Below are 25,650 nucleotides of genomic sequence, written 5' to 3'. Positions count from 1 at the left end.
TGAGCTGAGCGAGATCCGGCCGTGACCGGAGTTTGGCGACGCCTCGTGAAGTGCCGGGCCGATGAGGAGCCAGGAAGTGCGATGGGCGGCCTCCCGTGACATCTGCCTCCCGTGACACCTGCCTCCCGTGACACCTGCCCCCCGCGTTGGTATGCCGCCGCATTGAGGCGCAAGCCGTCGTGACGATGCGGCTTGGCGCGAGCGGAATAGATATCCCATGAACATCTTCGCCACCTTCGAGGCGCGCGTGCGCGAAGCGCTCGAGAGCCTGACCCGGTCCGGGACGCTGCCCGAGGGGCTCGATCTCTCCCGCGTGGTGGTCGAGCCGCCGCGCGACGCCACGCACGGCGACCTCGCCACCAATGCGGCCCTGGTCCTCGCCAAGGAGGCCAGGACCAATCCGAAGGCGCTCGGCGAAGCGCTGGCCGCGGAGCTCCGGCAGGATCCCCGCGTGGTCGAGGCGAGCGTGGCCGGACCGGGCTTCATCAACCTGCGCCTGACGCCCGAGACCTATCACGAGGTCGTGCGTGCCGCGCTCGGCGAGGGCACCGAGTATGGCCGCGCTCGGATGGGCGGCGGCAAGGTCAACATCGAATACGTCTCGGCCAACCCCACCGGACCGATGCATGTGGGCCATGGTCGCGGGGCGGTGTTCGGCGACGCGCTGGCGAACCTGCTCGTGGCGGCCGGCCGCGACGTGACGCGCGAGTATTACATCAACGATGCCGGCGCGCAGGTCGACGTGCTCGCCCGGTCCGCGTTCCTGCGCTACCGCGAGGCCCTGGGCGAAGAGGTCGGCCCCGTGCCCGAAGGCCTCTATCCCGGCGACTATCTCGTGCCGGTGGGCAAGGCGCTCGCCGAGAAGCACGGACGCGCGCTCCTCGACGCGCCGGAATCCGACTGGCTGCCGCAGGTGCGGGCGGATGCCATCGCCGCGATGATGGACCTGATCCGGGGCGATCTCGCCCGGCTCGGCATCCACCATGACGTGTTCTTCTCCGAGGCCACGCTGAAGGAGGCGGTGCCCGTCCTCCTGGCGGAACTCCGCGCAAAAGGTCTCGTCTACGAGGGCCGGCTTCCGCCGCCGAAGGGCCAGCTTCCCGAGGATTGGGAGGACCGTGAGCAGACCCTGTTCCGCACGGTGGAGTTCGGCGACGACGTCGACCGGCCGCTGCTGAAATCGGACGGCTCGTTCACCTATTTCGCCTCCGACATCGCCTATCACCGCGACAAGATCCGGCGCGGCGCCACGGACCTGATCGACGTCCTCGGGGCCGATCACGGCGGCTACGTCAAACGCATGCAGGCGGCGGTGAAGGCGGTGAGCGACGGCGACGCCACTCTCGACGTCAAGCTGTGCCAGCTCGTGCGTCTCCTGCGGGCCGGCGAGCCGGTCAAGATGTCGAAGCGCGCGGGCGAGTTCATCACCCTTGCCGAGGTGGTCGACGAAGTCGGCCGCGACGCGATCCGTTTCATGATGCTCTACCGCAAGAACGACGCGACCCTGGATTTCGACCTCGCCAAGGTGGTGGAGCAATCCAAGGACAACCCGGTCTTCTACGTCCAGTACGCCCATGCCCGCTGCGCCTCGGTGTTCCGGCAGGCAGGCGAGGCCATGCCGGACGAGGATTTTTCCGTCGCCGGCCTAGCCGACGCGGACCTGACGCTCCTTGCCGATTCCGCGGAAATCGAGATCATGCGGTTGATCGCCCAGTACCCCCGGGTGATCGAAGCGGCGGCTGCGGCGCACGAGCCACATCGTGTGGCATTCTACCTCTACGAGCTCGCAAGTTCCCTGCATGGTTTCTGGAACAAAGGCAAAGACCTGCCGCAATTACGGTTTATTAATCCAAACGACCGAAACTCGACACGGGCAAGACTAGCCCTCGTGGAGGCTTTGAGGGGCGTCGTCGCCTCCGGCCTCACGGTCTTGGGTGTCACCGCGCCGGATGAAATGCGGTGAGGTGATCTCGGCGTGAAGAGGAATGCTGCCATGACGACGAACGCTTCGCGAGCGCCTGTCGATTTCGACGCCTTCGCGCGTGACTTGCAGCCCACGACGCCGCCCCAGTCGCAGGCCCAGCCTGCGGCCAAGCCCGATCCGTTGGCCGAACTCGCCCGCATCGTCGGCCAGGACGATCCTTTCCGCGCGTTGCTGGAAGCGCGTGATTCCCGTGCCACCGCCGAGCCGCGAGCCCAGGGAGGACGCAGGGAACCGAGCTTCCACGACGAGGCGCCGGCGGCTCCCGCAGGCTACGCCGCCGCGCCTTCGGGCTACGCACAGCATGCCCAGCATCAGGTCGAGCCCGAGCCGCAGGCCGCACACTCGGCACATCCGGCCGACGCGTTCGATCAGTATCTCGCCTCCGTCGACCACAGTGCCTATGCCGCCGGTCCTCAGGATCCGCACGGGTCCGAGGCTTACGCGCCGGAGCAGGACGACCGCCTCAATCGCGCGGCCGAGCGGCCCCGCCAGCGCAGCCGCCTCGTTTCCGTGGGCGCCGGCCTCGGCGTGCTGGTGGTCTGCGTCACCGGTGCGCTCACCTGGCGCAGCATGAATTCGAGCCACAGCGACGGCACCGTGCCGACGATCCTCGCCGACAAGGCTCCGCTGAAGATCGCACCGCAGAAAGCGGACGGCGTCGAGATCCCCGACCAGAACAAGCGGATCTACGACCGCAACGCCAAGGACGACCAGATCCACATCGTCAACCGCGAGGAGCAGCCGGTCGACGTGGCGCAGGCCGCCCGCTCGGCCCAGCGCGCCGGGGAGGGCGGAGCCACGCCGTCCACCGGACAGCAGGGCGGCAATACCGGTCCCCTCACCGAAACCCTCGGCGAGCCTCGCCGGGTGCGGACCGTGTCGGTGAAGCCGGATACGCCTCCGCCGCCGCCTCAGCGCGAAGCGCCCGTCGCCCAATCGGTGATCCCCACCATGACCCTTCCGGGTGACGGCGGCGGTTCGACCAATGCCTCGATGCATTCACGCGTCGGGAAGCTGCCGGCGACGACGCCCGCTCCCACCGAGGAAGCTTCGGCTCCCGAGCCGACCGCTCCCGCCTCTCGCGCGAAGGCCCCGCAGCGGGTAGCCGCCGTCGCCCCCGACGCGACCTCCGCCCTGCCGACGCCTGCACCCGCCGCCTCGGCCTCCACCGCACCCGTGAGCGGTTACTCGGTCCAGCTCGGCGTACGCACCAGCGAAGCCGAAGCGCAGGCCGCGTTCAAGCAGATGCAGAGCAAGTTCAGCCAGCTCTCCGGCAAGCCCGCCCTGATCCGTCAGGCCGAGGTCAGCGGCAAGACGATCTACCGCGTCCGCGTCGGGCCCCTGGCCAAGGCCGAGGCGACCACCCTCTGCACCGAGTTGCAGGGCGCCGGCGGCCAGTGTTTCGTCGCCAAGAACTGAGCCTCGGGAACTGAGGGTCACGGCGGCGCTCAAGCGAGTGCCGCGAAGACGGCGAGAGACAGTGCCGGCTTGTCGCGGGTCCGTGACGCCTCGTTCGAGTACCGCCAGCGCGGGCGGAGCCGCCATCGTGAAGTGCAGGGACGGATGCCCCTCGGACAGTCCGTCCATCATCAAGCCGAGCAGCACATCCCATGACAACTCGCGCCCTGATCCTCGGCTGTGCCGGCCGGACTCTCTCGGACGAGGAGGCCGCGTTCTTTCGCGACGCGCAGCCCTGGGGCTTCATCCTGTTCAAGCGCAATATCGGCTCGCCGGACGAGGTGAGGGCGCTGACCGATGCGCTGCGCGCTACGACGGGCCGGGCCGACACGCCGATTCTGATCGACCAGGAAGGCGGACGGGTGCAGCGCATGGGACCGCCGCACTGGCCGTCTTATCCGGCCGGCGCCCGTTTCGGCCGCCTCAACGGATCGGGCACCGCCATGGCGCGCCTCGGCGCTCGGCTCATGGCGCATGATCTCGCCGCGGTGGGAATCAACGTCGATTGCGCGCCCGTCCTCGACGTGCCGGTGGCGGGAGCCCACGACATCATCGGCGATCGCGCCTACGGCACCGATCCGCACATTGTCATCGCGCTCGGACGGGCGGTGGCCGAAGGGTTGATGGAAGGCGGGGTCCTTCCGGTGATCAAGCACATTCCCGGTCACGGTCGCGCCGCCTGCGATAGCCACAAGGACCTGCCCGTGGTCGAGGCCGAGGGCGTCAGCCTGGCCTCGCACGATTTCGTGCCCTTCCGCGCCCTGGCCGACCTGCCGATGGCGATGAGCGCCCATGTAGTCTACGCAGCCCTCGATCCGCATCACCCCGCGACCCAGTCCAGCGTCGTCATCGGCCAGGTGATCCGTGGCCTCATCGGCTTCGACGGCCTGCTCATGACGGACGACCTTTCGATGAAGGCCCTCGACGGCAGCTTTCGCGAGAAGGCCGAGAAGGCCTTCGCCGCCGGTATCGATGTCGCCCTCCATTGCAACGGCGAGCGGCACGAGATGCAGGCCGTCCTGGAAGGTACGCCGATCCTGTCCGGCGAGGCTTTGCGCCGGGCCGAGGCCGCCCTGGCCCGGCTCGCGCCGCGCGTGGAGTTCGATGTCGCCGAGGCCCGTTCGCGTTTCGAGGCTGGTCTTTCCGCCCACGCGTGAGGCCCGGACTGCCCCAGCGTTTCGGGCGAGTGCCGCTATGACGCGCTGCACAATTGTCTCAGATGCCTCAAATGCCTCAGCGCGAGACCGTGCGGTTCTTGTGTTCGCTCCCCGCCATCCTTAGGTTCCCGACAATCCGTCGTGAGAGGGCGTCGCTGGGCTGGCGACAGCATGGGCGCAGGAGTTTGCCATGGGCAGCATGAGTATCTGGCACTGGATCATCGTCGCGGGCATCGTGATGCTGCTGTTCGGGCGCGGCAAGATCTCGGACCTGATGGGCGACGTCGCCAAGGGCATCAAGGCCTTCAAGAAGGGCATGGCCGAGGACGAGACCCCGACCGGACAGGCCCCGGCCGTTCCGCCGCCGAGCGCGGGCGAGCCCGTGCGTACGCTGCCTCCCCAGGGCGAGCCGGCCACGGCGAGCCATGTCACGGCCGACCGCAAGGTCGTCTGAAGCAAACCCTACGGACAGGCATCGGCCTTGCGCAAACTATGCTAGGCCGCCGGCCGTGACGAGGCAAAGGCCATCGGCCGCGGGACGAGCGACGCCATGTTCGACATGAGTTGGGGTGAGGTGATGCTGATCGGCGGTGTCGCCCTCATCGTCATCGGACCCAAGGATCTGCCCAAGGCCCTGCGCACGGTTGGTCAGGTCACGGGCAAGATGCGCCGCATGGCCGGCGAATTCCATGCCCAGTTCAACGAGGCGATCCGCGAGGCGGAATTCGACGAGGTCCGCCGCGAGGTCGACGACATCAAGCGCTCCGCGAGCACGATGGGGCCGAGCTTCAACCCCGTCCAGACGATACGTGACGAGATTCGCGGTGCGGTCGACGGTCGGTCCCAGTCGAGCACCCAGCCCCTCGCCAACGTGGCTGCCAAGCTCGCCGAGAACGATCCGCAGCCCGAACCCGAAGCGCCGTCACCCGAGATAGCCTCGCCGGAGCCGCCACCGCCCGTGCACGCCTTGCCGGACCTTCCGCCGCGTACGACCGCGCCCGAGGCATCCTCCACCAAACCTACCGAGACCGGCGCAAGCACATGATCGATTCGGTCGACGAATCCGAGGTCGAGGCTTCGCGCGCGCCACTCCTCGATCATCTGATCGAATTGCGCTCGCGGCTGATCAAGTCGCTGGCCGCGTTCATTGTGATGTTCTTCGCGTGTTTCTTCGTCTCGCGGCACATCTACAACATCCTGCTCTACCCCTACGTCTCCGTAGTGGGGGCGGAGAAGGCGCAGCTCATCGCGACGCACTTCCTCGAGCAGGTCTTCACCAACATCAAGCTCAGCGTGTTCGGCGCGGCCTTCCTCGCCTTTCCGGTCATCGCGACGCAGATCTACGCCTTCGTCGCGCCGGGCCTCTATCGCAACGAGCGCCAGGCCTTCCTGCCCTATCTCGTGGCGACGCCGATCTTCTTCGTTCTCGGCGCTTTGGTGGTGTTCTTCCTGGCGATGCCGCTGCTCATCCAGTTTTCGGTGAGCCTGCAGCAGGTCGGCCAGCCGGGTGAAGCGACGATTTCGCTTCTGCCGAAGGTGGACGAGTATCTCTCGCTCATCATGACGCTGATCTTCGCCTTCGGATTGGCGTTCCAGCTACCCGTGATCCTCACCCTGCTCGGCCAGATCGGCGTCATCGACACCGTCTTCCTGCGCGAGAAGCGCCGCTACGCCATCGTCCTCGTCTTCGTGGCGGCCGCGATCCTGACGCCGCCCGACGTGATCTCGCAGCTGTCGCTGGCCCTGCCGATGCTCCTCCTCTACGAGGCCTCGATCTTCTCGGTGGCCCGCGTCGAGCGCCGCCGCAAAGCCAAACGGGTCGCGGAAGGGCTGGAGCCGTAGCGCCGAGGCCCATCGCCCCGTCCGCTGATTGTGGACATGCGGGCGCGATGCTGACAGAACGCAGGCCGATCCGTCACCCCGTCATTCCGGGGCTCGCCTTCAGGCGAGAGCCCGGAATCCAGAGCCGCTGACGGCGTCACGCGACGAGCCGATGCGGGTCTGGATTCCGGGCTCCGCTCCGCGGCCCCGGAATGACAGCCGTTGGGCCGTTCCATGCACGACATCCGCGCCATCCGCGAGAATCCGCAAGCGTTCGACGAAGCCCTGCGCCGTCGCGGCCTCGATGCGCTCTCGGCCGAGCTGATCGCCCTCGACGACGCGCGCAAATCCGCGACCTCGGCGGCGCAGGCCAATCAGGAGCGGCGCAACGCGCTGGCCAAGGAGATCGGCGGCGCGAAGAAGGCGAAGGACGAGGCGCGTGCCGCCGAGCTCATGGCCGAGGTGGCGCGGCTGAAGGAGGAGGGGCCCGCCCTGGAGGCGGCCCAGACCGAGGCCGGCAAAGTCTTGGACGACCGCCTCGTGGCGATCCCCAACCGCCCGAACCCGGACGTGCCCAAGGGTGCCGACGAGCACGGCAATGTCGAGCACCGCGCCTTTTCCGGCAGCCGGACCAAGCTCGCCACCGGCCGCCAGCATTTCGAGCTCGGCGAGGCCTTCGGCCTGATGGATTTCGAGGCGGCCTCGCGCATGTCCGGCGCGCGGTTCGTGGTGCTCAAGGGCCAGCTCGCGCGGCTGGAGCGGGCGCTCGGCCAGTTCATGCTCGATCTTCACACCGGCGAGCACGGCTACACCGAAGTGGCCCCGCCGATCCTGGTGCGCGACGAGGCGATGTTCGGCACGGCGCAGTTGCCGAAGTTCCGCGACGACCAGTTCCGGGCCGGTGAGGAACACTGGCTCATCCCCACGGCCGAAGTGCCCCTCACCAACCTCGTGCGCGAGAGCATCCTCTCCGAGGACGAGCTGCCGCTTCGCTTCACCGCGCTCACCCCCTGCTTCCGCGCCGAGGCAGGTTCGGCCGGGCGCGACACGCGCGGCATGCTGCGCCAGCACCAGTTCAACAAGGTCGAGCTCGTCTCGATCACCACGCCCGATCAATCGGCGGCGGAGCACGAGCGCATGCTCGGCTCGGCGGAGGCCGTGCTGAAGAAGCTCGACCTGACCTACCGGGTCATGACGCTCTGCACGGGCGATATGGGCTTCGCCTCCCAGAAGACCTACGACATCGAGGTCTGGATGCCGGGGCAGGAGACCTATCGCGAGATCTCGTCCTGCTCGGTCTGCGGCGACTTCCAGGCGCGGCGGATGAACGCGCGCTATCGGCCGAAGGAAGGCAAGGGCGCACAATTCGTGCATACCCTCAACGGGTCCGGCGTCGCCGTGGGCCGCGCCCTCATCGCCGTGATGGAAAATTATCAGAACCCGGACGGCAGCGTCACCATCCCGTCGGTTCTCAAGCCCTACATGGGCGGCATCGAGAAGATCGAAGGGCTGAAGAGCTGATGCGCATCCTGGTCACCAACGACGACGGCATCCACGCGCCGGGCCTCGAAACCCTAGAGGGCATCGCCCGGACCCTGTCCGACGACGTCTGGGTCGTGGCGCCCGAGAGCGACCAGTCCGGCGTCTCGCACTCGCTGTCGCTCAACGATCCCCTGCGCCTGCGCCAGGTCTCCGAGAAGCGCTTCGCCGTGAAGGGCACGCCCTCGGATTGCGTCATCATGGGCGTGCGCCACATCCTCAAGGACCACGGGCCGGATCTCGTCCTGTCCGGGGTCAATCGCGGCCAGAACGTCGCCGAGGACGTGACCTATTCGGGCACCATCGCGGCGGCCATGGAAGGCACGATCCTCAACGTGCGCTCCATCGCCCTGAGCCAGGCCTACGGCGCCGGTGGGCGTGGGGCGATCAAATGGGGTTGCGCTGCCCATCACGGGCCGGGCGTGGTCAAGAAGATCCTCGAAATCGGGATCGAGCCCGGCATCGTCGTCAACGTCAACTTCCCCGATTGCGAACCCGAGGAGGTGGTCGGCACCTCCGTCGCAGCGCAGGGTATGCGCAATCAGGCGCTGCTCGCCATCGATGCCCGGCAGGACGGTCGCGGCAACCCGTATTTCTGGCTCGCATTCGCCAAGGCGCAGTTCGAGCCGGGCCATGGCACCGACCTCAAGGCCATTGCGGAGAACCGCATCTCCGTGACCCCGCTGCGCCTGGATCTCACCGACGAACCGAGCCTGACCCGCTTCGCACAAGCCTTTGCCGAGTGAGGAATCCCGGTCTTCGCACGGCGCAAGCGCTATCGCGCTCCAGCGCCCCTGTGCGGGACCGCGGACGATCCAAGCCACGGAACGATCGAACACGGCCATGAGGCACAGCTCGTGACGATGGAAGGCTCGGTCGAGGATGCCGCCTTCGTCATGGCCCTACGCGGTCTTGGCGTGCGCGACACCGACACGTTGCGCGCCATGGAGCGCGTGCCCCGCGCCCGATTCGCCCCTGAAGGGCATCGGGATCTGGCCCGGCGCGACATCGCCCTGCCGCTGCCCTGCGGCCAGACCATGTCGGCGCCCACCGTCGTCGCCGCCATGCTGACCGCGTTGAAGGTGAAGCCCGGCACCCGCATTCTCGAAATCGGCACCGGCTCCGGCTACGTCACCGCTCTGCTGATCCGTCTCGGCGCCGCCGCGATCCTGAGCGTCGAGCGCTATGCGACGCTGGCCGAGGACGCCGTCTCCGCCCTCGACCCGGAGGACAGAGTGATCGCCCGTGTCGAGACGGGTGACGGCCTCGATCCCGCATCGGCCGGGGAGGGCGGCTTCGACCGTATCCTCGTCAACGGGACCCTGCCAGCCTTCCCCGAGCATCTCGCGGCCGCCCTGCTGCCCGGCGGCCGTCTCGTCGGCGCCCTCGGCTACGGGACCGGTAGCCGGCTGGCCTTCATCGACCGGGATCGGGACGGTCGCATCAGCGAAGGGTTCGGCAGCGGATTAAGGCTGGCTCCCCTGACAGACGGCAGGGCGTTCATTCTTTGACGAAAGACCTCGCTTTGCCAAAGCGAGGAGCAGGGTCTTCGAGGGGAGATGCCAAACCTTTGATCGGACACGATCTTATCGCTCCCCAAGGCCATTCGAACCTGAACCGGCCATGGAACTCCGGCCCTCGGAAAGTTCCTTCGGTGTCGAAAACGTGGTGAACGGGAACGGTTGTTTAACCTGAATCCCGTTTGAATGACGTCATCAAGTTGCGTCAGGCAAACAGGTGCGTCGATGCGGGTTCGCGGGACTGGTCTAGGGTTGAGGACGCTGTCGCGTTTCGCGCTCATCGGTGTGATCGGCGGCAGTGCTGCCGGATGCTCCACCGATGCGTCGCGGTTGGGCGACCCCTTCGGGAACCCCTTCGCCTCCAACATTTCAAGTGAGCCCAGCGCCACGGGCAGCTTGCCCGAGGAGGGCGAGATGCCCGCCGCCCCGGCGGTGCGCACCTCCAGGATCCAGTCGCAGTCACTCGGCGCGCCGATGTCGCCGCGTCCGCTGGCGGCGACGCCTCCCATGGCCACGGGCCGTGTCGCTTCCACCGCGCCGAATTCCGGGATGGTGTCCGGCATGAACCCCTCGGGAATGAATCCCGCGGGCATGAATCCGGATGCCGGCCGCGGCATGGTCGCGACCCCGCGCACCGTGCCTGCCGCACCCCCGGCCCGTCTTCCGCTCAATGCCGGCGCCAAGGCAGCGGAAGCGAAGGCTGCCGAGGCAAAAGCCGCCGAAGCCAAGGCTCGTGCAGAGGCTGCCCGTGCGGAGGCCGCTCGCCAGGACAGCGTCCGTCAGGAAGCGGCCCGCAAGGAAGCCGCCGCCAAGGCGGTCGCCGAAGCCAGGACGGCTACGGAAGCCAGGAAGATCGCCGAGGCGAACAAGGTGTCCGAGGCCAAGCGGGCCGTGGAGACCAAGAAACTCGCCGACGCCAAGCTCGCGGCCGATGCCAAGCATGCGGCCGAAGCCAAGAAGCTCGCCGATGCGAAGAAGCTCGCGGAGACCAAGAAACTCGCCGAGGTGAAGAAGCCCGTCGAGGTGGCCAAGGCCGAGACACCGAAGGTCGATCCCACCAAGGCGAAGGCCGAGGCCGCCCGCAAGGCTGCGGAAGCCGAAGCCAAGCTCGCCAAGGCGGAAGCCGCCAAGGATGCGGCCAAGAAGGTCGCCGAAGCCAAGGCCGCCGAGAAGGCCAAGGCCGCGCCCGTCAAGGTCGCTTCCCTGACGCCCGTGCCCGAGAAGGCCGAGCCCGCCAGCACCGGCTCCGTCGCACCTGCGGCTCCCGCCGCCGAGCCCGACCAGTCGTTCCGCTGGCCTGCCAAGGGCCGGGTGATCTCGGGCTACGGCACCAGCGGCAACGAGGGCATCAACATCTCGGTGCCCGAGGGTACGGCCGTGAAGGCCGCCGAGGACGGCACGGTCGCCTATGCCGGCTCGGACGTGAAGGGCTACGGCAAGCTGGTGCTGGTTCGCCACACCAACGGCTACGTCTCGGCCTACGCCCATAACGGTGAACTCGACGTTCGCCCCGGCGAGAAGGTCAAGCGCGGCCAGACCATCGCCAAGTCCGGCGCCTCGGGCAACGTGACCTCGCCCCAGCTGCACTTCGAGATCCGCAAGGGCGCGACCCCGGTCGACCCGATGCCGCACCTCGCCAGCAACTGAGCGCATTCAAGATCCAAAGAGAAACGGCGGCTCGCAGGAGCCGCCGTTTTCGTTTGTGGATCCGCCTGATTCCTACCCATTCCACCTCATCCTGAGGTGCCCGCATCAGCGGGCCTCGAAGGAGCGCTCCAGCCCCCACTGCGCGAAATGGAAGGCTCCTTCGAGGCCTCCGCTACGCTGCGGCGCTTCAGATGAGGTCGTGGATGGGAAAAAGGGGCGACCCGCCGTTTCGGCTGGGAGTGCGCGAGACCTCATTCCAGCCGCTGGCCCAACCGCCCCGCCAGATCCTGGATGAACTGGAACGCCGTGCGGCCCGAGCGGGAGCCGCGGGTGGTGGCCCATTCCAGCGCCTCGGCCCGAACCGTGTCCGGGTCGGCCTTCAGGCCGTACCGCTCGACATAGGCACGGATCATGGCGAGGTACTCGTCCTGGCTGCACTTATGGAAGCCGAGCCAGAGGCCGAACCGGTCGGAGAGGGAGACCTTTTCCTCCACCGCCTCGCCGGGATTGATGGCCGTGGAGCGCTCGTTCTCCACCATGTCGCGGGCGAGCAGGTGGCGCCGGTTCGAGGTCGCGTAGAACAGCACGTTCTCCGGCCGGCCCTCGATTCCGCCGTCGAGAGCGGTCTTCAGGGACTTGTACGAGGTGTCGTCGCCGTCGAAGGACAGGTCGTCACAAAATACGATCCAGCGGTGCCGGTCCGCCCGCAAAGTCGCCATCAGGTCGGGGAGGGTCTCGATATCCTCGCGGTGGATCTCCACCAGTTTCATCGGCAGTTCGCCCTCCGCCCGCTCGGCGTTGATGCGGGCATGGGCCGCCTTCACCAGCGATGACTTGCCCATGCCGCGCGCGCCCCAGAGCAAGGCGTTGTTGGCAGGCAGCCCCTTGGCGAAGCGCGCGGTGTTGTCGACGAGGATGTCACGAGCCCGGTCGATGCCGGTGAGGAGATCGATCTCCACCCTGTTCACCCGCGGCACCGGGATGAGGCGGCACTCGGCGCCCCAGAGGAAAGCGTCGGCGGAATTCATGTCGATGACGGGTTTCGCGGCCGGGGCGGAACGCTCCAGCGCGGCGGCGATCCGCTCGAGGACGGGCAGGATCGCCTCGATCATCTCCCGGTCTGCAGGTTGGGTCGCGGTCATGGCGTCTCGAAGCTCCTGGAATACGCGCTTGAGCGCGTCATTACGGACATCGGGCACGAAAATCACGGGTGCGGCATCGGGCGCCTGCGATCCGCACCTTGCCGGCTGCAGACGCGCCGTTGCTTTCACCTAGTGCATGGCTATAGTCCGCGCGCTTTTAGACCGGTCCAGACGCGCCGAGATCGGCCCGTGCGCGACGATGTGAGGACCGGTTCAGCCTAAGGAGTCACCCGCTTGATTACCCCCGCCTTCGCGCAAGGGGCCACCTCGGCCGCTGGCGGAGCGGACATCGCCTTGCAGGTGGTGCCGTTCGTCCTCATCTTCGTCATCATGTACTTCCTGATCCTCCGCCCGCAGCAGCGCCGCGTGAAGGAGCATCAGGCCCTCGTGAAGAACGTGCGCCGCGACGACACCATCGTCACCACCGGCGGCCTCGTCGGGCGCGTCACCAAGGTGGCCGACGAAGCGTCCGAGATCGAGGTCGAGATCGCCCCGAACGTGCGGGTGAAGATCGTCCGGACGATGATTTCGGAAGTGCGTGTCAAGGGCGGGCCGGTCAAAGCGGCGTGAGCCGAATGCCGTGAGACGTGGTGCGGAACCGATGGCCCGCGCCCCGGCACACGGCTTGTGACTCCGCTTGAAGGGGCCGATGCAAGCATCGGCACCATAAGAAGAAACGGGACTGGCGGATGCTGCGCTTTTCGAGAACCAAGATCGTCGCGACGCTGGCCGTCATCCTGATCGGCCTGAGTCTCGCCGTGCCGAGCTTCTTCTCGGCCGAGCAGCGCAAGGGCTTCATGGCCTCGCTGCCGGGCTGGTTCCCGAGCTGGATCGTACCTCAGCGGGCCATCGTGCTGGGTCTCGACCTCCAGGGCGGTTCGCAGATCCTCCTCGAGATCGACCAGACCGATCTGATCCGCTCGCAGACGACGGGCCTGCGTGACGACGTTCGTCGCACCCTGCGTGAAGCCAACGTCACCCCCGAAGGCGGCATCCAGGTGATCCCGCGCGGCGTCCAGGTCCGCATCTCCGATCCGGCCAACCGCGCCAAGGCTTTGCCCAAGCTGCGCGAACTGTCCCAGCCGATCTCCAACGCCATGGTGGCGCAGGCCGGCGGCCAGACCCTCGACGTGGCGGAGCGGCCGGACGGCACGATCCAGCTCACGCTCACCGATGTCGGCCTCACCGACCGTACCCGCCGGGCCGTGACCCAGGCCATCGAGGTCATTCGCCGCCGCATCGATTTCGGCGGCACCAAGGAACCCTCGATCCAGCAGCAGGGCGCCGACCGCGTCCTCGTTCAGGTTCCCGGCTTGCAGGACCCGCAGCAGCTCGAGGATCAGCTCGGCAAGACCGCCAAGCTCGAATTCCGCATGCTCGCCGATTCGCCCTCCGGCGACGTGGACATGCTGACCAACAAGGACGAAGGCGGCGGCAAGGTACCGGTCGAGCGTCGGGTCATGGCCGATGGCGGCGATCTCACCGACGCGCAGCCGGCCTTCGACCAGCAGAGCCACGAGCCCATGGTGAGCTTCAAGTTCAACCTGAAGGGCGCCCAGCGCTTCGGCCAGGCCACCTCGGAGAATGTCGGCCGCCGCATGGCCATCGTCCTCGACAACGAGGTGGTGTCGGCGCCGCGCATCAACACGCCGATCACCGGCGGTTCGGGCCAGATCACCGGCAACTTCACCGTCAAGCAGGCCAACGACCTCTCGATCCTGCTGCGCGCCGGTGCGCTTCCCGCCAAGCTCACCGTCGTCGAGCGCCGCGTGGTCGGCCCCGGCCTCGGCAACGATTCCATCGAGGCCGGCAAGAAGGCGACCCTGGTCGCGGGCGCCCTCGTCATCATTTTCATGTTCGCCACCTACGGGGTGTTCGGCTTCTTCGCCAACATCGCGCTCCTCGTCCATGTGGGTCTCATCCTCGGCCTGATGTCGGTGCTGGAGGCGACCATGACCCTGCCGGGCATCGCCGGCATCGTGCTCACCATCGGCACGGCGGTGGATTCCAACGTGCTGATCTACGAGCGCGTGCGCGAAGAGGTGAGGGCGGGGCGCTCCATCGTCTCGGCCCTGCAGGCCGGCTTCGACAAGGCCTTCGCCACCATCATCGATTCGAACTCGACCATGGCCATCGCCGCCGTGATCCTGTTCTTCCTCGGCTCCGGCCCGGTGAAGGGCTTCGCCGTGGTGTTCATCCTCGGCATCCTCACCACCGTCATCACGGCGGTGACGCTGACCCGCATGATGATCGCCCTGTGGTACAACTACGCCCGACCCAAGGCTTTGCCGTTCTGAAGTCCGTCCGAGCATTCACAGTTTGCGAGAGGAGCCCGATCCGGTTTTCGAGTGATCCGTCCATCCGAAACACAATCCCGTCATCCTGGGGCCGCGAAGCGGAGCCCGGGATCCAGACACGCGGGATTGCCAGGCTAGTCTCCACCTGAGTGTCTGGATTCCGGGCCCGCCCTGCGGGCGCCCCGGAATGTCGGACGTGCGGTGGAACCGGACGGGTTCTCTTCGACGACCAGATCGACCTCATTGCCGAAAGACCGAGACCGATCATGCGCCTGCTCCGCCTCTGGCCCGATGAGTCGCACGTCGACTTCATGCGCTTCCGGCGCTTCACCTTCCCGCTCTCGGCCTTGCTGTCGGTCGGGACGGTGATCCTGTTCCTGACGGTCGGCCTGAATTTCGGCATCGACTTCAAGGGCGGCACCCTGGTGGAGCTCCAGGCCAAGTCCGGCACCGCCGATGTCGGAACCGTGCGCCATACCGCCAACGGTTTCGGCTTCGGTGAGACCGAGGTGCAGGAGCTCGGCGGCCAGGGCCAGATCCTGGTTCGCTTCCCGCTCCAGCCCGGCGAGCAGGGCCAGACGGCCGTGATGCAGAAGGCGCATGGCGCTTTCGACGCGGAGTACGAGTTCCGCCGCACCGAGACGGTGGGTCCGCGCGTGTCGGGCGAACTCGTCCAGTCGGGCACGCTCGGCGTCGTGCTCTCGGTGCTCGCCGTGCTGTTCTACCTCTGGTTCCGCTTCGAGCGGGAACTGGCGCTCGGAGCCATCGTCGGCACCCTGCACGACATCGTGCTCACCATCGGCATCTTCGTCATCAGCCGGATCGAGTTCAACATGACCTCGATCGCCGCCATCCTCACCATCGTGGGCTACTCGCTCAACGAGACGGTGGTGGTGTTCGACCGGACCCGCGAGTTGATGCGACGCTACAAGACCATCCCCACGGTGGAACTCCTCAACCTGTCGATCAATTCCACCATGTCACGCACGGTGATGACGGCCACCTCCGCCTTCCTCTCCCTGCTGGCCCTCGTCCTGTTCGGCGGCGAGGCGATCCAGGGCTTCGCAGTGGTGATGCTGGCGGGCGTGGTCATCTGCACCTACTCGGCGATCTTCGTCTCGACGCCGGTCCTGATCTATCTCGGCCTGATGCTGTCGGGCGTGAAATCCCAGAACCGCCCCACCGGCGGTCGCGTGCCCCAGGCGGCGGAGTAACGATGGCGGACGGCAGCCTGCACGACGGTTTCGTTCCAGGGCGCCATCTCATCGACGCCTACGGCAATGGCGGCTTCCGCTTTGCCGACATGTCGCATCGTGGCTCCATCCTGGTGACGCCGAGCGGCATCAGGGCCTGGGACGTCACGCAGGCGAAAGAGATCGACCGGGACGCCCTGCGTCCCGTCGTTGCCGAGGCGGGGGCGGTGGAGCTCCTCCTCATCGGCACCGGCCTCGACATCGCCCCCTTTCCCGATACGCTGCGGCGATGGCTCAAGGATAACGGCATTGGCCTCGATGTGATGCAGACGGGAGCGGCCGCGCGGACCTACAACATCCTGATGGCGGAGAACCGCAAGGTCGCCACTGCCCTGATCGCGGTCGCGTGACGAAGACCGAGACCAGCCCCGGAACGGCCGACCCTCTCGCCTTCGCTTTCGAGCATTGCGAGGCACTGGTCCGGGAGGGCGATCCCGACCGCTATTTCGCGACGTTGTTCGCCCCCGTGGCGTACCGGCCGCATCTCTTCGCGCTCGCCGCCTTCAGCCTCACCATTGCGCGCGTGCGCGACGCCGTCACCAATCCGGTGGCGGGCGAGATCCGCCTGCAATGGTGGCGCGATGCACTCCAGGGAGAGGCGAGGGGGGATGTGAAGGCCAACCCCGTCGCCGCCGCCCTCGACGATGCCATCGTCAAGCGCCGGCTCGGGCGCCAGCCCTTCGTCGACCTGATCGATGCCCGCGTCTTCGACCTCTATGACGATCCGATGCCCCGGATAAACGACCTCGAAGGCTATTGCGGCGAGACCGCCTCTTCGCTCATCCGCCTTGGCGGGCTCGTCCTGTGCGATGGCGCCGAGCCGGGCGGAGCTGCCGCGGCAGGGCATGCGGGCGTTGCCTATGGCGTCGCCGGCCTCTTGCGGGCCCTGCCCTGGCACGCACGCAACGGACAGGTCTATCTACCGGCCGACATCTTGAAGGACCATGGCGTCACCCGCGAGGACATCGTCACGGGACGGGGAGGCCCCGGCCTTCTCGGCGCGACGGCCGACCTTCGGGCTCTGGCGCGCCGACATCTCGAGGCTTTCGAGACAGCGCGCACGACCATCGCGCCCGCCGCCTTGCCGGCCTTCCTGCCCACTGCATTGGTCGAACCCAGCCTCGCGATGATGGAGCGGCCGGGCTACGACCCACTCAACACCGTCATCGCGCTGCCGCGCTGGCGTCGCTTGTGGCGGCTGTGGCGGGGATCGCGGCGGGGTTGAACCCAGGGCTCCCGAAGAACGCTGGCTATTCTTCCTCGTAGAGCCGGGACGCGGCGAATATCGTCCCGATCATTCCGGGGGTACTGCAGGCTCATCCAAAAGCAGAGATCCGCACCAGAACCGTGCCATCCAGAGCTCTGCCAGAGTCCGATGTCTAACGACCTGGGGTTCTGCATCCCGGGCTCCGCTGAGCGGCCCCGGGATGCAGAAGAGGCGGTCGATCGAGTTTGACCTCAGCGGGCTTTCTTGGTCAGCTTCTCGGCGATTTCGAACATCTCCTCCGGAGCATAATCCGGTGTGAAGGCCGAGGGGACGCCGGTGAGCTGGTGGATCTTGCCGCCCTCGGGCATGCCCTCGACGACGCTGAGTTCGCCCGGCGGGTCGCCCGGCAGAGCCATCTCGCCATTGCCCCAGATGCCGGCCATCTCGGTGTAGTCACCCGGGCTGAACGTGTAGAGCCGGCGGTGCGAACCCTCCTGCAGGTACTTCTGACACTCGGGGATCTTGTCGAGGTTGATGTTCGGTGTCGGCAGGAACTTCTCGATCTCCACGCCGGTGATCTTCTTCAGTGCCAAGGCGTAGGCATGGGCGTGAACGGAACCGCGCACCAGCAGGTAGCCGCAGACCTCACGGCCCGTCGGGTCGGTCAGGGTCTCGTAAACGCGCAGCTTGTGCAGGCGAGCGCCGCATTCCAGATGGAAATTGTGGAGCAGGTCGACGACGACGTTGCCGGTCGTCGTAATGAAGTCGTTGTTCCAGGATGCGCCGTTGCTGTTGACCGGCGTTACGCCGCCGCCATTCGACAGGAACGCGGCCGCGAGCCGGATATCCTTCATGTCCTCGAACGGCGCCTTGGAGATGTCGCCACCATCCTTCTCGTCGCCGTCATTATCGGGGCCGTTATTGAGCATCGCAACGCCGTTGCTCACGAGCTCCACATGGCCCAATTCCTCGGCGGTGATGGCCGCCACCAAGCTATAGAATGGCTTCAGCTTAGATTTGCTGCGGAAATTGAAACTCTGGAACATGTAGTTCCCAAGAGTCGACATCTCACCATATTTGCCGCCTAGCAGTTCCTGCAGGGCAGCGGCGGCGTTCGGATCTTTCCTTTTGGGTGCGGGAAGCTCGGCTTGTAGCTTGTCGACGCGCATAAACATAGGTTGATCTCCGTATCGCCGGTATGGAGGATACCAACGGGAACGGTCTCCCCACTCTCATGTTCCGAGGCTGCGACAGGTCGCACGGCCGCTTCGCTTACGTTTTGGAACGGCTCCGCTTGCGTTTTGGAACGGCCCCGCTTGCGTTTCGAAGGAGATGCCTTGCCATTCTTGAGCGTCTTCGGTCTCGGCGGACAGAAAGCGAAGCACGCGCGCAACATGATCTGAATACAAGATTCTTCGCGTTGAGCCCGCTCCACTGCTCTGCTAGCTACGATGTCAAGGGCCCGACGAGAGATCGGGCTCACCGAGGAGCGCGACGCCCGTGAATACGTGGAACCAGGTCTACGATCCCTTTGGGAGCCCATGGCTCTCGACGCTTGCCGCATCCCTACCGGTCATCGCCCTGCTCGGCATGATCGCCAGCGGCAAAGTGAAGGCCCATATCGCGGCCGTTCTGTCCCTGGTCCTGGCCTTCTGCGTCGCCGTCTTCCTCTTCGGCATGCCGGCGGATCTGGCCACCCGCGCTTCCGCCTATGGCGTGGCGCTCGGGCTGTTCCCGATCGGCTGGATCATCCTCAACGTCATCTTCCTCTACCGTCTCACGGTGGAGAAGGGCTGGTTCGCCACGCTTCAGCAATCGGTGGCCGGCATCACCACCGACCGGCGGCTTCAGCTCCTCCTCGTCGCCTTCGCCTTCGGCGCGTTCTTCGAGGGAGCCGGCGGCTTCGGCACCCCGGTGGCCGTCACCGGCGCGATCCTGATCGGCCTCGGCTTCTCGCCGCTCGCCGCCTCGGGCCTGTCGCTCATCGCCAACACCGCGCCCGTGGCTTATGGCGCCCTCGGCGCCCCGATCCAGGGCCTCGCCTCGGTGACCGGCTATGATCCCTACATCCTCGGCGCCATGATCGGCCGCCAGCTGCCGTTCTTCTCGGTGCTGGTGCCGTTCTGGCTGATCTGGGTGTTCGCGGGCTTCCGCGGCATGGTCCAGATCTGGCCCGCCATCCTGGTCTGCGGCGGCTCGTTCGCGCTGGCCCAGTTCGGCATTTCGAACTACGTCAACCCGTGGATCGTCGATATCGGTGCCGCCCTCGTCTCCATGGGCGCCCTGGTCCTGTTCCTGAAGTTCTGGCGCCCGGCCACGATCTGGACCTCGCCGGCACTGCGCGGCAACGATCCCTCGATCGGCTTCGTCACCGCCGAGGGTGGCGCCAAAGTGGCCCCCACGGGCGCCGGTGCCCGCACCGCCTCCTCCTCCGAGATCCTGATGGCCTGGGTGCCGTGGATCATCCTCTCGGTGATCGTCGCGATCTGGGGCACGGGCTGGTTCAAGGCCATCGTCAACCCGATCTTCACCTGGCGCTACGAAGTGCCGGGCCTGCACAACGTCATCATGAAGGTGCCGCCGGTCGTGGCGACCGCCCATCCGGAAGCCGCCGTCTTCGCCTTCACCTACATGTCCTATACCGGCACTGGCGTGCTGTTCGCCGCCATCCTGTCGGGCCTGCTCATGCGGTTCTCGCCGTGGCGTCTGGTGACGGCCTACATCGAGACCATCTGGGTGCTGCGCTACTCGCTCATCACCATCTCAGCGATGCTGGCTCTGGGCGTCCTCACCCGCTACGCCGGCGTGGACGCGACCCTGGGCCTGGCTTTCGCCGGAACCGGCATCCTCTACCCGTTCTTCGGCACCCTGCTGGGCTGGCTCGGCGTGGCGCTGACGGGATCGGACACGGCCTCGAACGTGCTGTTCGGCGGCCTGCAGAAGATCACCTCGGAGCAGCTCGGCCTGTCGGGCATCCTCATGGCTTCGGCGAACTCGTCGGGCGGCGTCATGGGCAAGATGATCGACGCCCAGTCCATCGTCGTCGCCTCCACCGCCACCGGCTATTTCGGCCAGGAGGGCAAGATCCTGCGCTTCGTGTTCTGGCACTCGATCGTGCTGGCCTGCCTCGTCGGCGGCCTCGTGATGCTACAGGCCTACGTCTATCCGTTCACCGCGATGGTCATCCATCCGTAGGACCGGCGAGAGACCGATCTCGACGGAACCCGTCCCGGCCATGCCGGGGCGGGTTTCTTTTTTTGGTAGCGATCCCCTGCCGAAGGCGTTCTCCGGCCTCGTTGTATCTTGCTCTTGGCGCGTCGTGACCCCACGTCGAATCCATGTTCTTTCGCACGCTCGCCTCGCGCTACTCCCTGTCGAACCTGCCCGCGCAGGCGACGGAGCGCCTGCGGATCGCACCGCTGGTCCAGGCGGATGCGGAGGCGGTCCGCGCGCTGACCGACGACCCGGCGATCACCGGAGTGGTGGATTTCCTGCCAACCCCCTTCACTCTCGACCACGCCCGCCGCCTCATCGGCAGCGGCAAGCCGGTGAAGGATTGCTTTCTCGGGGCCAAGGCCGATGGCGCTCTCGTGGCGGTGATCGGCGTCCATCTGCGCGGAGAACACGCGGTCGAAATCGGATATTGGGTCGGGGGCGCCGCCCGCGGTCGGGGTTACGGCAGTGAAGCGGTCGTCGGCGTCGTCGCGATCTTGCGCAAGCGCTTTCCCCACCGCTTCATCGTCGCCGAATGCCGGCCGGAGAACGCAGCCTCGCGCGGGCTGCTGCTCAAGGCCGGCTTTCGCGATACCGGCGACGAGGGGCATCGGCCGGGCCGGCGGATCTTCTCGCTGGATCCGGTCTGAACGGATCGGACGGCCTACGAGCCTCAGCGGCTCCGACAATCCTTACCGTACCAGTACCCCGTCCGGGCATCGAAGCCGCCGCCGGAAGCGGCATTGCAGACCGACAAGGTTTTGTCGCCGACGCGCTGCTGGCTGAGAGCCTTGTAGAGATCCGCGCGGGCTTCGCGCTCGCGGTTCTGCGCGGCGTGATCGGCCTGAATCTGGAGATTCCGCTCGGCCCGCATGTGCTGGCGGTCCCGGTCGATGTTCATCATGCAGGTCGCGAATCCTTCGGAATCAGGGGCGAACCCGTAACCGGAGCACTGACCGAGATCGAGCTTCCGCTGCTCCTCCGCAGACACGCATCCGGCAAGGCCGATCGCACAGGCGGCGATCAGGAGCGCACTCCGACCGAACGATCCCGAACGAGACACGGTGCCGGGAATCCGGCCGAACTCCGCCTGGGCGACCAGTGCTGGATGCGTGGCAAGGTGAGGCGAGGATTCGAAAGACATGACACCGGAACGAAAGGAGGAATCGATTAGGTATCGATAGCTCCCCTCAGACTAATTTTCGGTTCTTCGTCATCATGGATGGATCGTTAAATCGATCCCGTTCCCCTAAGGGTATTCTCGCAATATGCCTGGATTTGGCAGCTTGAATAAGAATGAATTTGTCGGTCGTCGAAACGAATCGCTGACCGCAAAGGCCCTGCAAGTTTGCCTAAGAAACATCCCGAGCCGCGGATCATGGGACCCGCGTGCCGGATCATGGCCTATTCTGCTGCGATCCGCCCGGTGTCATGTCCCATCCAGGCGGCCAGATCGGCCCGTGCCCGGTCGGTATAGGCGCGTTTCTTCGCCACCGCCTTTTCAGGCCCCTTGAGACGCTTGCCGCCCTCTCCCTTCGGAGAATGGGCGAGCGGCGGAAACAGGCCGAAATTGACGTTCATCGGCTGGAACGAGCGCGGCGCGCCGGCATCCTCGGCCGCGATGTGGCCGCCGGTGATATGGCCGATGAGGGCACCCAGCGCCGTCGTGGCAGGCAGCGGCTCCAGCGTGTCACCGCGGGCCTCGGCCACGGCGAAGCGCCCGGCCATGAGGCCGATGGCGGCGCTCTCGACATACCCCTCGCAACCGGTGATCTGGCCAGCGAAGCGCAAGCTCGGGCGTGCCTTCAGGCGGAGCGTCGCGTCGAGGAGACGAGGCGAGTCGAGATAGGTGTTGCGGTGCAGCCCACCGAGACGCGCAAATTCCGCGTTCTCAAGGCCGGGAATCGTGCGGAACACCCGGACCTGTTCGGAATAGGTCAGCTTCGTCTGGAAGCCGACCATGTTGTAGAGCGTGCCCAACGCGTTGTCCTGACGCAGCTGGACGATGGCGCAGGCCTTCACGGTGGGGTCGTGCGGGTTGGTGAGGCCGACGGGCTTCATCGGGCCGTGACGCAGCGTCTCGGGGCCGCGCTCGGCCATGACCTCGATCGGCAGGCAGCCATCGAAATAGGGGGTGGTTGCCTCCCATTCCTTGAAACCGATCTTGTCGCCCTCGATCAACGCCTGGATGAAGGCGTCGTACTGTTCGCGGTTCATCGGGCAGTTGATGTAGTCCGCCCCCGTGCCCCCGGGGCCGACCTTGTCGTAACGCGACTGGAACCACGCCTTGTCCATGTCGATGGAGTCGCGGTGGACGATGGGCGCGATGGCATCGAAAAAGGCGAGGGCCTCGGCGCCGGTGAACGCGCGGATCGCCTGCGCCAGGGCTGGCGAAGTGAGGGGGCCGGTGGCGATGATGGTCCGGCCCCATTCCTCCGGCGGCAGGCCCTCGATCTCCTCGCGTTCGATCGTGACGAGGGGATGCGCCTCCAGGGCAGCGGTGACGGCAGCAGCGAACCCGTCGCGGTCCACGGCCAGCGCACCCCCGGCCGGGACCTGGTTGGCATCGGCCGCGCGCAGGATCAGCGACCCGAGCGTCCGCATTTCCTGGTGCAACAGGCCGACGGCGTTGCCGTTGGCATCGTCCGAGCGGAACGAATTCGAGCAGACGAGCTCGGCGAGATCCCGGCTCTTATGCGCCTCCGTGCCGCGCACAGGCCGCATCTCGTGGAGAATGACAGGATGGCCGCTCTCGGCGATCTGCCAGGCGGCCTCCGACCCGGCGAGGCCGCCGCCGACGATATGGATGGGGGAAGTGTCTGCTCGGTCCGTCATGGTCACGGGATAGACCCGTGACCCGCCCCGATCAATGCAGCTGCGGCGAGACGAGAAAGCGTTCGCGGTCGCTCGACGTCACGGTCAGCTTGATCGGGCGTCCCTCCCGCTCGATCGTGAGAGGAACCCGCACCCCGGCCTCGCCCAGCGCCCAGATCTGGCGGAAGAACCCGGCGAGATCCTCCACCGGCTCGCCCGCGACAGCGGCGAGCACGTCGCCCACGCGCAGGTCCGCGCTCTCGGCCGGCCCGTCATCGGCCAGGCCCATCACCACCACCGCGCCGTCATTGTCGCTGGCATAGAGGCCGAGCCAGGGCCGGGTCGGCCGGTCCGCCCGCCCGCGTGTGGTCAGGTCCTCAAGGATCGGAGGCAGGAGGTCGATGGGAACGACGAGGTTGATCGCCTTCGGACCCTCGGTCCCGCCCTGCTGCAGCTGCAGGGAGCCGATGCCGAGGAGGTCGCCCGCCGGGCCGATCAAAGCCGTACCGCCCCAATGCGGGTGAGACGGCGCGGTGAACAGGGCCTCGTCGAGGACGTATTCCCAGTAGCCGGCGAATTCCTGCCGGGCGATCAGCTTGGCGGCGACGCTGCGCGTGCGCCCCCCGGCCCCGGCCACCACGGCCTTGTCTCCGATCTTCAGGCTCTCCGAGCGCCCGATGGGAAGCGGCGGCAGCCGCAGATCGCCCAATGCCTGGACGAGGCCGAACCCGGTCACGGCATCGAAGCCGACCACGTGGCCCGGGACCGAGCGCCCGTCATGGGTGGTCATCCAGACGCTCTCCGCCTCGGTGACGAGGTAGCCGATGGTGAGGACGAGGCCGTCCTCGCGGATCACCACGCCGTTCCCGGCGCGCTCCGTCCCCAGGGTTTCCGCCGTGAACGCCTCGGGCGGGATGCGCGTGGAGAGCGACACCATGGCCGAGAGGGCCCTGTCGAGATCGTACGCGTAATCGCCGGCCTTGGGCTGCACGGCGGAGGGAATCTTCCAGTCTCCGTGCGACGTCATCAATCCCGTATCCCTGTCCTGCGCCTCGGACCCATGAGCTCTGGCGGATCCGCAGAGCGTGGGGGTCATCGGTTCCATCCGGGAGATAGGTCGCCGGCTCGCCGTCGAACACCCTGCGCAGGTCGGGCGCGTGACAGAGGTGCGCCGATCCACATCGATCGCCCGCAACACAGTAGCCTAGGCCCGTGCGCTCGATTAAGACTTGGGTTAACGTTCACGCCAGATGGAACGGCTGCGCCATGTCCTGTCGAGTCTTGTCTTGTCGAGAGGACGCCTGACCCTTGCGTGACGATGCGGCACTGGCGCGCCTGATCTCGGCGGTCGCATCCGGCAACGAGCAGGCTTTGCGCGCGCTCTACGATCTGACCGCCCCGAAACTTTTCGGCATCGTGCTCCGTATCCAGCGAGATCGCGGCATGGCGGAAGACGTGCTCCAGGATGTCTTCCTGCGGATATGGCAAAGTGCCGGCTCGTTCTCTCCGGAGGCGGGTCGCCCCTTGCCCTGGCTCTGCGCCATCGCCCGTAACCGGGCGATCGACGGGGTCCGCCGCAAGGGAGAGGTCCAGGGGCCGGTGACCGAGGACGGGGAGGATTGGGTGGAACGGCTCGCCGATCCCCACGACAGCGAGGAGGCGATTCTCGGGCGCGATGCCCTGCGCGCCTGCCTGTCCCGCCTGGAGGCGACGCAGCGCGACTGCATCGTACTCGCCTATTGTGAGGGGCATTCCCGGGAAGAACTGGCAGAACGGTTCGCGCGTCCCGTCAACACCATCAAGACGTGGCTGCATCGCGGGCTAGCGGCCCTGCGGGGCTGCCTGGAGGGGCCGGCATGACCGAAGACCCCACCGAGCGCGATCTTCGCGCCGCCGAATACGTCATCGGTACGCTCGACGCCACCGAGCGCGCCGCCATGGACCTGGAGCTCGCCGTCGACCCCGCCGCTCGCGCCGCCGTGCGGGAGTGGGAGCGTCGCCTGGCCCCTCTCGCCGCCGTCATTCCCGAGATCGAACCGGGCGAGGGCGTATGGCCGGCAATCCTGCGCGCGCTGCCCAACCGGGCCTCCCCGTCTCCGGCGGCGAACGACAACCGCGTGGCCGCCCTATCGCGCAAGCTCGGCCTGTGGCGGGCCGCAGCGGCGGGCGCAGGGGTGCTGGCTGCCGGGCTCGCCCTGTTCATCGCCGTCGGCCCCCGCCCCGGCGGAGAGGGCGAGACACGCTACGTCGCCGTGGTCTCCAGCGGCGGCGAGGCTCCGGCCCTCATCGTCAGCATCGATACGGTGGCGGGAACCGCACGAGTGCGCCCGGTCGGCGCCGAGGCGCCGGCGGGAAGCAGCCTCGAATTGTGGTATGTGGGAGCCGACAAGACGCCGAAATCCCTCGGGCTGATCGGCAAGGACGCGGCACGCGTGGCCCTGCCCGCCGGGTCCGATGCCGCGCGGCGCGGCGAGGGTGTCTTCGCCGTCTCGGTGGAGCCGCCGAACGGTTCTGCCACCGGCCTGCCTACCGGCCCCGTCGTCTATACTGGCAAGCTCATCCGCGATTGAGGGCGGCCCGGATCGGAGCCCGCCACGA

24 protein-coding genes are annotated in these 25,650 nt (G+C 67.1%); 19 read left to right on the top strand and 5 right to left on the bottom strand.

Annotated elements, in window-relative coordinates; genetic code table 11:
• Nucleotides 1–217: 217 nt before the first annotated feature.
• From argS to AC0IXR_RS07895, 10 genes are all read left to right on the top strand, one after another.
• Entirely contained in the window at nucleotides 218–1,963 is a 1,746-nt protein-coding gene (gene argS / locus AC0IXR_RS07940) for an arginine--tRNA ligase (protein ID WP_419952481.1), read from the top strand.
• Nucleotides 1,964–1,993: 30 nt separating this feature from the next.
• A complete protein-coding gene (locus AC0IXR_RS07935) occupies nucleotides 1,994–3,403 on the top strand; it encodes an SPOR domain-containing protein (RefSeq protein ID WP_419952480.1) in 1,410 nt (469 codons plus the stop codon).
• Between the two features lie 191 nt (nucleotides 3,404–3,594).
• Nucleotides 3,595–4,599: a beta-N-acetylhexosaminidase gene (gene nagZ / locus AC0IXR_RS07930; RefSeq protein WP_056424209.1), complete on the top strand. Its 1,005-nt coding sequence runs from the start codon at nucleotides 3,595–3,597 to the stop codon at nucleotides 4,597–4,599.
• 190 nt (nucleotides 4,600–4,789) lie between these two features.
• A complete protein-coding gene (locus AC0IXR_RS07925; protein WP_056424210.1) occupies nucleotides 4,790–5,053 on the top strand; it encodes a twin-arginine translocase TatA/TatE family subunit in 264 nt (87 codons plus the stop codon).
• Nucleotides 5,054–5,149: 96 nt separating this feature from the next.
• The gene (gene tatB, locus AC0IXR_RS07920) at nucleotides 5,150–5,644 is read left to right on the top strand and encodes a Sec-independent protein translocase protein TatB (RefSeq protein WP_471760348.1); all 495 of its coding nucleotides are present in this window, start codon (nucleotides 5,150–5,152) and stop codon (nucleotides 5,642–5,644) included.
• On the top strand, nucleotides 5,641–6,441 hold the full coding sequence (gene tatC / locus AC0IXR_RS07915; protein ID WP_056424215.1) for a twin-arginine translocase subunit TatC: 801 nt from the start codon (nucleotides 5,641–5,643) through the stop codon (nucleotides 6,439–6,441). Before tatB ends, tatC begins: the two co-directional genes overlap by 4 nt.
• A 213-nt stretch (nucleotides 6,442–6,654) precedes the next feature.
• Entirely contained in the window at nucleotides 6,655–7,941 is a 1,287-nt protein-coding gene (serS, locus tag AC0IXR_RS07910) for a serine--tRNA ligase (protein ID WP_471760783.1), read from the top strand.
• The gene (surE, locus tag AC0IXR_RS07905; RefSeq protein WP_056424219.1) at nucleotides 7,941–8,705 is read left to right on the top strand and encodes a 5'/3'-nucleotidase SurE; all 765 of its coding nucleotides are present in this window, start codon (nucleotides 7,941–7,943) and stop codon (nucleotides 8,703–8,705) included. The genes serS and surE overlap by 1 nt, the downstream gene beginning before the upstream one ends.
• A 117-nt stretch (nucleotides 8,706–8,822) precedes the next feature.
• Entirely contained in the window at nucleotides 8,823–9,470 is a 648-nt protein-coding gene (locus tag AC0IXR_RS07900; RefSeq protein ID WP_471760782.1) for a protein-L-isoaspartate O-methyltransferase family protein, read from the top strand.
• Between the two features lie 234 nt (nucleotides 9,471–9,704).
• On the top strand, nucleotides 9,705–11,126 hold the full coding sequence (locus tag AC0IXR_RS07895; RefSeq protein ID WP_471760347.1) for a murein hydrolase activator EnvC family protein: 1,422 nt from the start codon (nucleotides 9,705–9,707) through the stop codon (nucleotides 11,124–11,126).
• 251 nt (nucleotides 11,127–11,377) lie between these two features.
• Here AC0IXR_RS07895 and AC0IXR_RS07890 read toward each other — a convergent pair whose 3' ends face one another.
• On the bottom strand, nucleotides 11,378–12,268 hold the full coding sequence (locus tag AC0IXR_RS07890) for an ATP-binding protein (RefSeq protein ID WP_311275196.1): 891 nt from the start codon (nucleotides 12,266–12,268) through the stop codon (nucleotides 11,378–11,380).
• Between the two features lie 234 nt (nucleotides 12,269–12,502).
• Here AC0IXR_RS07890 and yajC point away from each other — a divergent pair, with 234 nt between their 5' ends.
• The 5 genes from yajC to AC0IXR_RS07865 all read left to right on the top strand — a co-directional run bounded on the left by yajC (nucleotide 12,503) and on the right by AC0IXR_RS07865 (nucleotide 17,043).
• Nucleotides 12,503–12,838: a preprotein translocase subunit YajC gene (gene yajC, locus AC0IXR_RS07885; RefSeq protein WP_056424225.1), complete on the top strand. Its 336-nt coding sequence runs from the start codon at nucleotides 12,503–12,505 to the stop codon at nucleotides 12,836–12,838.
• A 119-nt stretch (nucleotides 12,839–12,957) separates the two neighbouring features.
• Nucleotides 12,958–14,565, top strand: coding sequence for a protein translocase subunit SecD (secD, locus tag AC0IXR_RS07880; protein WP_471760346.1), 1,608 nt, complete (start codon nucleotides 12,958–12,960; stop codon nucleotides 14,563–14,565).
• A gap of 266 nt (nucleotides 14,566–14,831) precedes the next feature.
• Nucleotides 14,832–15,779, top strand: coding sequence for a protein translocase subunit SecF (gene secF / locus AC0IXR_RS07875; protein WP_056424229.1), 948 nt, complete (start codon nucleotides 14,832–14,834; stop codon nucleotides 15,777–15,779).
• Between the two features lie 2 nt (nucleotides 15,780–15,781).
• Complete coding sequence (locus AC0IXR_RS07870; protein ID WP_056424231.1) at nucleotides 15,782–16,168, top strand: Mth938-like domain-containing protein; 387 nt, start codon at nucleotides 15,782–15,784, stop codon at nucleotides 16,166–16,168.
• A complete protein-coding gene (locus AC0IXR_RS07865; RefSeq protein WP_207411995.1) occupies nucleotides 16,165–17,043 on the top strand; it encodes a squalene/phytoene synthase family protein in 879 nt (292 codons plus the stop codon). The genes AC0IXR_RS07870 and AC0IXR_RS07865 overlap by 4 nt, the downstream gene beginning before the upstream one ends.
• 233 nt (nucleotides 17,044–17,276) lie before the next feature.
• On the opposite strand, the gene AC0IXR_RS07860 is transcribed toward AC0IXR_RS07865, so the two are convergent.
• A complete protein-coding gene (locus AC0IXR_RS07860; protein ID WP_056424235.1) occupies nucleotides 17,277–18,200 on the bottom strand; it encodes a manganese catalase family protein in 924 nt (307 codons plus the stop codon).
• Between the two features lie 325 nt (nucleotides 18,201–18,525).
• Between AC0IXR_RS07860 and AC0IXR_RS07855 the strand changes: the two genes are divergently transcribed.
• Entirely contained in the window at nucleotides 18,526–20,220 is a 1,695-nt protein-coding gene (locus AC0IXR_RS07855; RefSeq protein ID WP_056424236.1) for an L-lactate permease, read from the top strand.
• Between the two features lie 143 nt (nucleotides 20,221–20,363).
• Entirely contained in the window at nucleotides 20,364–20,888 is a 525-nt protein-coding gene (locus AC0IXR_RS07850) for a GNAT family N-acetyltransferase (protein ID WP_471760345.1), read from the top strand.
• 23 nt (nucleotides 20,889–20,911) lie between these two features.
• On the opposite strand, the gene AC0IXR_RS07845 is transcribed toward AC0IXR_RS07850, so the two are convergent.
• The 3 genes from AC0IXR_RS07845 to AC0IXR_RS07835 all read right to left on the bottom strand — a co-directional run bounded on the left by AC0IXR_RS07845 (nucleotide 20,912) and on the right by AC0IXR_RS07835 (nucleotide 24,079).
• Entirely contained in the window at nucleotides 20,912–21,382 is a 471-nt protein-coding gene (locus AC0IXR_RS07845) for a hypothetical protein (protein ID WP_471760344.1), read from the bottom strand.
• Nucleotides 21,383–21,642: 260 nt separating this feature from the next.
• Entirely contained in the window at nucleotides 21,643–23,073 is a 1,431-nt protein-coding gene (gene trmFO, locus AC0IXR_RS07840; RefSeq protein ID WP_471760343.1) for a methylenetetrahydrofolate--tRNA-(uracil(54)-C(5))-methyltransferase (FADH(2)-oxidizing) TrmFO, read from the bottom strand.
• Nucleotides 23,074–23,104: 31 nt separating this feature from the next.
• A complete protein-coding gene (locus AC0IXR_RS07835; RefSeq protein WP_207411991.1) occupies nucleotides 23,105–24,079 on the bottom strand; it encodes a S1C family serine protease in 975 nt (324 codons plus the stop codon).
• A gap of 281 nt (nucleotides 24,080–24,360) precedes the next feature.
• Here AC0IXR_RS07835 and AC0IXR_RS07830 point away from each other — a divergent pair, with 281 nt between their 5' ends.
• The gene (locus AC0IXR_RS07830) at nucleotides 24,361–24,912 is read left to right on the top strand and encodes a sigma-70 family RNA polymerase sigma factor (RefSeq protein WP_207411990.1); all 552 of its coding nucleotides are present in this window, start codon (nucleotides 24,361–24,363) and stop codon (nucleotides 24,910–24,912) included.
• Complete coding sequence (locus AC0IXR_RS07825) at nucleotides 24,909–25,622, top strand: anti-sigma factor (RefSeq protein ID WP_207411989.1); 714 nt, start codon at nucleotides 24,909–24,911, stop codon at nucleotides 25,620–25,622. Before AC0IXR_RS07830 ends, AC0IXR_RS07825 begins: the two co-directional genes overlap by 4 nt.
• Nucleotides 25,623–25,650 lie beyond the last annotated feature (28 nt).

The sequence above is a fragment of the Methylobacterium sp. AC832 genome (assembly GCF_979256025.1).
Note: the sequence above shows the minus strand (reverse complement) of the source record. Positions and strands in the feature narration are given on the sequence as shown.